The organism is Candidatus Chloroploca sp. Khr17 (genome assembly GCF_004138165.1).
Classification (GTDB): domain Bacteria; phylum Chloroflexota; class Chloroflexia; order Chloroflexales; family Chloroflexaceae; genus Chloroploca.
In genome coordinates, this window is record NZ_RYFF01000129.1 from 1 (window position 1) to 3,094 (window position 3,094).

The window sequence follows — 3,094 nt, forward strand, 5'->3', positions numbered from 1 at the left end:
GCGCAGGTGACCGTCTGGATCGGGTATATCCAGTGGCACAAGGACAACGGCTTTGCCGAGTTGAAAGAGCCGATCCTTCAGCCACTTGACACGATCAAGCGTATGGACGCGATCCTCGCTTTTGACGAGACCGGCAAGCCAGTAGAACCAGCATGGCCCGAGGCTGACGTGATTATTGGCAATCCGCCGTTTTTGGGCGACAAGAAAATGCGGGCTGAGCTGGGCGATAAGTATGTTGAAGACCTGCGCAAGCTCTTTGAAGGCCGTGTTCCAGGTGGTGCAGATCTCGTTACCTACTGGTTTGAGCGTGCGCGGGAGTTTATTGAACGAGGTAAGGTAAAACGAGTAGGACTTCTAGCAACACAGTCTGTAAGGGCGGGGGCAAACAGGAAAGTTTTGGAACGTATCAAACAGAGTGGCAATATCTTCATGGCTTGGCGTGACCGACCGTGGGTTCTAGAAGGGGCTCAAGTAAGAGTATCAATGGTAGGTTTTGATGCTGGTATCGAGACGGATTACATATTAGATGATAAGCCTGTCGTCGTAATCAATTCTGATTTGACTACATCCTTGGATTTAACGACGGCTAGTAGGCTAAGAGAAAATATGAGTCTAGCCTTTATCGGTACGCAAAAAACAGGATCTTTTGAGCTTGATTCTGATCAGGCAACAGCTATGTTATCAACAACGAATAATTCATATGGACGTTCAAATGAGGATGTAGTGCGTCGTTGGGTAAATGGCTCTGATATTACCAATAGACCAAAAGGTATGTGGATTATATTTTTTGGAGAGAACATGTCATTTGATGAAGCAAAACTATATGAGGAGCCGTTTCGGTACGTTGAACAACATGTAAAACCTGAACGTCTGAAATCAAGGCAGAAGCGACTTCGTGAATGCTACTGGCTTTTTGAAAAACCACGACCAGCGATGTGGCGGGCAGCAGAAAGGCTTCATAGATTTATTATCACCCCACGAGTAGCACGGCATCGTATCTTCGTATTCCTTGAAACCACTACGATACCTGATACAAGGACGGTTGTAATAATGCGAAGTGATGAATATTTTCTTGGTATCCTTCATTCTTATGTGCATGAACTGTGGGCTTTGTCTACATCTTCTCGTCACGGCGTAGGTAACGACCCCACCTACAATGCCCAGAGTTGCTTCGAAACCTTCCCCTTCCCCTGGCCTCCAGGCCAAGAGCCGCTCGATGATCCCCGCGTTACCGCGATCAGCGAGGCTGCGCAGCGGCTCGTTGCGCAGCGCGATACCTGGCTGAACGAGCCTGGCTTGAGCGAAGCCGAGCTCAAGCAGCGCACGCTCACCAAGCTCTACAACCAGCGCCCGCCCTGGCTTGACCAGGCGCACAAGGAACTCGACCAGGCTGTCTGTGATGCCTATGGCTGGCCGCATGATCTGAGCGACGAGGCGATCCTGACGCAGCTGTTGGCGCTAAATCTCGCGCGGGCGGCAAAGCAGGGTGATGCAGCGGCTGCCGCCGTGGAGACGCATACCGACGATGAGGAGTGAGCGCCGTGCAAATAAGGCGGTTTGTTTGACGCAAAGGCGCAAAGGCGCAAAGGAGAGTGACCCAGAGAGCGCAACGGGGTGGCGACGCGCCTTGTCCCGCGCTGCCCGATCGCTCGGCCAGCACCTCCAGATCGCGACGCCCACGCGCACATCTGGCTTGAGTGTGTTCGAGTTGAGCGGAATGATGCTTCGGGGAGCCAGGAAACCGATAGGACTGTGTTTGCCCACCCGGTGGTGAAGGCGACCGCAGTTTGTCGGGTAGAACGAGCCCAGGTTAGGAGCGCGCCAGTGGCGTCAGGGACACAGCGGGGTTGGGCTGTCTTACTGCCCGGATAATAGTTGTTCGGTCGTAACGAGCAAAGTCTTGAGCTCTGATGCACTTGTTTTCGTTTCTCGTAGTCCATGCGCCAGAGAATTTCTGACAGAAATACTGCGAGATAATTTTTTGTACTGATCTTCGTTAATTAGTCCCTGTGCGAAAAGGTTTTTGAGGATTGAAATGGAGGAATCCTCTGCTGATATGCGATGCTGTGATGCGGCACGGCGTAACGTTGCCTCTGTTGCAGACCAGGCAAGCAAAAATGCTGCTTCACCGTACTCTTTATCAGACAGTGTACGTGCCTCATTGAGGCGGTATACAATATCTTGTGTTGTAAGTAAATCGTCGATGTCTTTTATTCGTATGCGAGTGCCCTTCTCTCGATGATTTGTCACGACTAATTCAAAGCGCCACCCCTCGTGCCGTTGAATAACAGCGGCAAGCGCTTCCATATGTGCGGATTGTGAAAGGGTGTCTCTTGATTTAACTTCTACTACGACCGTTTCTATGTTGTTTCGAGCCAGCATATCTGGTTGAAAAGAAGCGAGAAACTCGGGGAGTTGTGAGCGATTAGGCTCAAGAATAACTTCATACCCAAGTTTTCGATACTCGCGTGCAATCTCAACACGTCGTTTGCGCTCGATATCTACTGCGGTTTGGGTCATGGTAGTTCCTCATGTCTTGGGGCCACTTCAATTCGAACGTGGATAAATTCATTACCTCGGCAAAATCCTTCGGCAAGGACAGGCGACATTCCTCGTACACGAAAACTCCCGTTAATGTCAGTTTTCCTTACTTGTGTGTCTGTGATTTGTCTGTCGTCTTCATATACAAAGCCATTAAGCGCATCTTGTATTGGCTTTATCATATTGTCGTTGTCAATTCGTACTGCTATCCCGTCGTGATAATATGTGACGATTAACTTTAAACCTGTTCGTAGTGGCTCTACCTTGATTGGCCATTTCTCACGTGCTGCGCTTCGGACTTTGGTTTTCCAGGCCTCTAAACGCTCCTTTCGCTGAGGACCACGTGTTTGATATGAAACAGGGGGACCATCTACGACAAATTCGAAAGGTAACATTGTTTTTGACGAGCCCCTGTCATATTGCACGTTACCACTCGTAGTATAACACAAGCTGTTTGGCATAGGTTGCGTGGCGGCGCGACCGTTACGACTTGGGGACTACTTCTGCCAGCCCCTCTGGGGGCCAGCCGAGCAACTGCCCCCGACAGAGCTGG

At 50.4% G+C, this 3,094-nt stretch carries 3 protein-coding genes; 1 reads left to right on the forward strand and 2 read right to left on the reverse strand.

What is annotated here, in order from left to right; all coding sequences use genetic code 11:
- Positions 1-1,536, forward strand: a 1,536-nt coding sequence (locus EKD05_RS26215; protein WP_165360986.1) for a class I SAM-dependent DNA methyltransferase, incomplete at its 5' end; no start/stop codon positions are given.
- A gap of 321 nt (positions 1,537-1,857) precedes the next feature.
- Here the strand turns inward: EKD05_RS26215 and EKD05_RS25270 are convergent.
- A complete protein-coding gene (locus tag EKD05_RS25270; RefSeq protein ID WP_129678394.1) occupies positions 1,858-2,520 on the reverse strand; it encodes a hypothetical protein in 663 nt (220 codons plus the stop codon).
- Entirely contained in the window at positions 2,517-3,002 is a 486-nt protein-coding gene (locus tag EKD05_RS27380; RefSeq protein WP_370374943.1) for a RusA family crossover junction endodeoxyribonuclease, read from the reverse strand. Before EKD05_RS27380 ends, EKD05_RS25270 begins: the two co-directional genes overlap by 4 nt.
- Positions 3,003-3,094: the final 92 nt, after the last annotated feature.